Source organism: Mesorhizobium sp. M7A.F.Ca.ET.027.02.1.1, assembly GCF_004022985.1.
Lineage (GTDB): Bacteria > Pseudomonadota > Alphaproteobacteria > Rhizobiales > Rhizobiaceae > Mesorhizobium.
Genome location: NZ_RZOL01000457.1, coordinates 1 through 4,548, shown reverse-complemented (window position 1 = coordinate 4,548; position 4,548 = coordinate 1). Strand labels below are relative to the sequence as shown.

Annotated in this window: 4 protein-coding genes and 1 pseudogene; 2 read left to right on the top strand and 3 right to left on the bottom strand. The window is 63.8% G+C overall.

What is annotated here, in order from left to right; translation table 11 throughout:
* Positions 1 to 304 (bottom strand): annotated as a pseudogene (locus EN749_RS31145) (AMP-binding protein); the annotation flags it as partial.
* Positions 305 to 407: 103 nt separating this feature from the next.
* Between EN749_RS31145 and EN749_RS31140 the strand changes: the two are divergent.
* On the top strand, positions 408 to 1,964 hold the full coding sequence (locus tag EN749_RS31140) for a serine hydrolase (protein ID WP_128364594.1): 1,557 nt from the start codon (positions 408 to 410) through the stop codon (positions 1,962 to 1,964).
* Positions 1,965 to 1,992: 28 nt separating this feature from the next.
* Here the strand turns inward: EN749_RS31140 and EN749_RS31135 are convergent, their stop codons facing one another.
* Positions 1,993 to 2,928, bottom strand: coding sequence for a hypothetical protein (locus EN749_RS31135; protein WP_127397102.1), 936 nt, complete (start codon positions 2,926 to 2,928; stop codon positions 1,993 to 1,995).
* 164 nt (positions 2,929 to 3,092) lie between these two features.
* Between EN749_RS31135 and EN749_RS31130 the strand changes: the two genes are divergently transcribed.
* Positions 3,093 to 4,238 carry a KamA family radical SAM protein gene (locus EN749_RS31130; protein ID WP_127397103.1) on the top strand — a complete coding sequence of 382 codons (1,146 nt, stop codon included), beginning with the start codon at positions 3,093 to 3,095 and terminating at the stop codon, positions 4,236 to 4,238.
* A 31-nt stretch (positions 4,239 to 4,269) separates the two neighbouring features.
* On the opposite strand, the gene EN749_RS38305 is transcribed toward EN749_RS31130, so the two are convergent.
* Positions 4,270 to 4,548, bottom strand: a 279-nt coding sequence (locus EN749_RS38305) for a hypothetical protein (protein WP_210214740.1), incomplete at its 5' end; no start/stop codon positions are given.

Below are 4,548 nucleotides of genomic sequence, written 5' to 3'. Positions count from 1 at the left end.
CCTCAGCAGGAACCGCTGAATTTTGCCGCTGGGTGTCTTCGGCAACTCGCTGACGAGCTCGACCTCGCGCGGATAGGCGTGGGCCGAGAGGCGCTTGCGGACATGCTGCGCCAGTTCCTCGGCCAGCGCCTCGCTGCCTTGAAAGGCGGGCGCCAGAACGACGAAGGCCTTGACGATTTCGGTGCGCTGCGGGTCGGGCACCCCGACGACGGCTGCCTCGTTGACCGCCGAATGTTCGATCAGCGCGCTTTCGACGTCGATGCGGTAGCCCGGCAGAGGCGATGACGTCGTCGGCGCGGCCGATCAGGAGATCGACCGTCCGGTTGCGCGAATGGCCCGAGAAGGGCTGGCCTCACCCGTGCGGGCCTGTATCATGGCCTTGTGAATGCTTGGGAGGAGGCTTGTGCATGCGGCTGAATCGGAATCTCTGTCAGTGGAGGGTTTGGGTCTTCATCGCCGCAATGGCGCTTTGGCCGCGCACGGCGCCGGCCGATACCCTCACGCCGGAGCGCATCACTGCTGCCCTGTCGAAGCTCGAAGCGCTTGCCGAAGCCGCCGTAGCGGACGGTGCTGTACCCGGTCTCGCCATCGGCGTCGTGCGCGATGACGAGGTGATCTTCCTCAAGGGTTTTGGGCATCGCGAGGCCGGCAAGCCAGAGACCGTCGACGCCGACACGGTGTTCCAGATCGCCTCCCTTTCCAAACCGGTTTCCGCCACCGTCGTGGCGGCGTTGGTTAGCGACAGGATCGTGTCCTGGGATTCGAAGATCGCCGATCTCGATCCGGCCTTCCGGTTGGCTGATCCTTATCCGGCAAGCCAACTCACCGTCCGCGACCTGTTTTCGCATCGCAGCGGGCTTCCGGGCACCGCCGGAGACGACCTCGAGGACATTGGCTACGACCGCGTCGCGATACTGCATCGCCTGCGGTTCGTGCCACCATCGTCGAGCTTTCGCGCCGGGTATGCCTACAGCAATTTCGGATTGACAGAGGGTGCCGTGGCAGCCGCGACACCGACAGGAAAGCCCTGGGAGGAGGTCGCCGAGGAGAAGCTCTACCGTCCGCTTGGCATGGCCTCGACCAGTTCCCGTCATTCGGACTTCGTCAAGCAAACCAACCGCGCCGCGCTTCACGTCAAGGTTGATGGCGCCTGGGCCGCGAGGATAGAGCGCAATCCGGATGCGCAGGCGCCCGCCGGCGGCGTCAGCTCTACGGCACGTGACCTCTCGCAATGGGTGCGCCTCATCCTCGGCAACGGCGTTTATGCAGGCAAGACACTGATTGCCGCCGATGCGCTAAGCCAGACGCATGTTCCGCTGATAGCGCGCGGCAACAACCCCGTCTCCGGCGGCGCATCGTTCTACGGCCTCGGCTGGAATGTCGAATTCGGCCGACACGGCCTGAGCTGGGGCCACGCCGGCGCCTTCAGCGTCGGCGCACGTACCCTGGTGACAGTCTTCCCAAAGGAGAAGCTGGGCATCGTCATCGTCGCCAACGCCTTTCCGACTGGCCTGCCGGAGGGATTGTCCGACAGCTTCGCCGATCTCGTCTTCGACGGTAACGTCGAGAAGGACTGGGTCAAGGCGTGGAATGATATCTATGCGGGCCTGTTCGGTCCGGCGGTCGCGGCGGCCAAGGCCGCCTATGCCGCGCCGCCGTCTCCGCCACGGCCAGCCGCGCCGGGCAGTGTCTATGCCGGCCGGTACGCCAACGACTTCATCGGCGACGCGATTGTGTCGGAAGCGGGAGACCACCTTGTGCTCAGGGTAGGCCCGGCCGCCGGCCGGTCCTACTCATTGAGGCATTTCGACGGTGACCTTTTCCTGACCTTCCCCGACGCGGAGACGCCGGATAGCCCCTCGGGTGTAAGTTTTGTGGTCGGCGCTGACGACAAGGCGTCGGCCATGACCGTAGGTTTTCTCGACGACAATCATCTCGGCACGCTGCAACGTGTGGGGGACTGACTTCCAAATCGAAGGGTGCCGCCGGGAGTCAGGATGCGGGGCCGTATCGGAGCAGTTTGAAGCAATCGCCGTTGCCCGATTTCGTCTGCGCCAGCAAGGGCTTCGACCTGTCTATCCATTCCTGATGTGACCTCGCATCGGCTTCGATCGCGTCGACCGGTGCAAGACTGACAAAGCTGCGTCCGTGGCTGAGAAGCCAGCACGCGCGGCCAAGAAATCGCCTGCTGCGCTGGCGCAAGAGGTCAGCATCGTAGAAGATGTCGAGCACCTCGTGCTTGATCTTGCGCTCCGTTTCAGGATTGGCGATCGCAACCTCGATCGGCTCGCCGCCGATCGCATCCTGCAGGTCCTTGTAGTCGAGGGTGAGTTGGGTGATGGCATATTTGATCTCGCTCTCGTCGCGCACGATGTCGAACCATAGCGTCGGATCGAGCTCGTTGACGACGAACGACGACTCGAAATCGCGCGACAGGTTGAGGATGTCGAAGTCCCGGATGTCGACGTCGCGCTCAACCAGCAGGATTTCGCGGATCTGCTTGCCAAGCTCCGCTCCCTGCGCGCCGATGGCGGCGTTGGTTCCACCAAGTTCGGGACTAATATAGGCCCCGCCGTCATCCAGCAGCGCGTCGAATTCGCCAAGTGACTCGACGAGGGGAGCGCCGCGAGCGATGCGCGCCGCCAGCTTGGCTAGAACCTGCTGAAGATCCGCTTCGCGTCTGCGCTGGTCTTGGTAATTCTGCTGGAAAAAGAAGATGAACAGCGACACGCCGATGCCGATCAGGATCACGCCCAACTGCGAGAAGATGTTGCGGTGGTATTCCAGCAGCTTTTCGCGATGGCGCACGTCGTCGCGCACACTGTGGGCGACGCGCAGATTGACGATCAGCGACAGGATGAGCAGCCCAGTACCGACCAGGATGAGGCCGCCGATGAGCAGGTAACCATGGCCTGTGCTGAAGTCCATTCGTTTTCCCTGAAGCCCAGACTGCGCAGAATAGTGCCATTTTGGCTAAATACCTACGGATTTGCAGGCGGTTGATTTGATGGCGGCGACCACCCCAGAAGGTTGACCCGCATGGCCATCCGGCCGATAGCTCCGCCAGAAACTGCCCCCCCCCGAGAACCCTGATGACTTCAGATACCAACCTCCACAATGCACGCGCCGCCGATCCCGACACCGCCTGGCAGGCGGACGTCCGCGCCGGCGTGCGCCACGTGCGCGACCTGGCGTCCCTCCCGTTGTCCCCAGCCGAGCGCGCAGCCGCCCAGGCCGCGGCGGTGAACCACAAGGTGCGCGCGCCCAAAGCCTATCTCGACCTGATCGACTGGAACGACCCGGCCGATCCGATCCGGGCGCAGGTCATCCCCTCTCCGCAAGAACTGGAGGAGGTGGAAGGCGAGCTCGACGATCCGATCGCCGACCATGACTTCAGCCCGGTGCCGCGATTGACGCACCGCCATGCCGACCGGGTGCTGCTGTTCCCGACCTATCAATGCGCGGTCTATTGCCGGTTCTGCTTCCGCAAGGAATCGCTGACCTCGATCGGTCGTGGCTATACGCATGAGGCGCTGGAGCCGGCGCTGGCCTATATCGCGGACCACCCCGAAATCCGCGAGGTGATCCTGACCGGCGGCGATCCGCTGTCGCTGCCCGACAAGGCGCTGGCCGAAATCTTCGCGCGCATAGAAGCGATCCCCCATGTACGGCTGCTGCGCATCCATACGCGCGTGCCGGTGGTGCTGCCGTCGCGCATTACATCAGGGCTCGTCGCGGCGCTGCAGGGCCGGCTGATGGTCACTGTCGTCACCCATTTCAATCACGCGCGTGAAATCACCGGCGCCACCGAGGTGGCCTGCCGCACGCTTCGGCAAGCCGGGTTCGTGCTGCTCAACCAGAGCGTTTTGCTCAAGGGTGTCAACGACAGCATCGAGGCGCTGGAGGAGCTCTGCCGCGAGCTGATGTACCGCCTCGGCGTCAAACCCTACTACCTGCACCATGGCGACCTCGCGCGCGGCATGGCGCACCGGCGCACGACGATCGCGCAGGGACAGGCGCTGACTGAAGCGCTGCGGGCGCGGCTGTCGGGCATCTGCAACCCCGTCTATGTGCTCGACCTGCCGGAAGGCGGCGGCAAGGTGCCGATCGGGCCCTGTCATGTCGAGGGCAGGCAGGGGGAGAGCTGGCGGCTGCGCGGGCTCGATGGCGAAGTGCGGGAATATAGGGAGATCGTTGGCGTGCAAGAGGAACAGTCTTCGAAGATTCCAGGCTCGTGACGCCAGGATCCACCCGGATAATCCTACAGCGTCACAGCGACCGTTCATAATGGCCAGCGTCTGCGCCGCCCCTCACCTGCCTGCCGGCATCCTCTCCCCGTATAGTGACGGGGAGAGGGGTGCTGTCATCGGCGATTTCGCCAATCTCCAGCGTTGCGGGAAGAATGCCGGCGTCGCGGCCAGTGTCCAGCCGATAGATGGGTAACAGTTTGAACCGGATAGATAGGTAACAGTTTTCCCCCTTATGATGGGTTCGCGGCAGCGCCAAGCGGTTGGGTTGGCGCGGCGCTGCGGCGAACCAGTTTCCTGT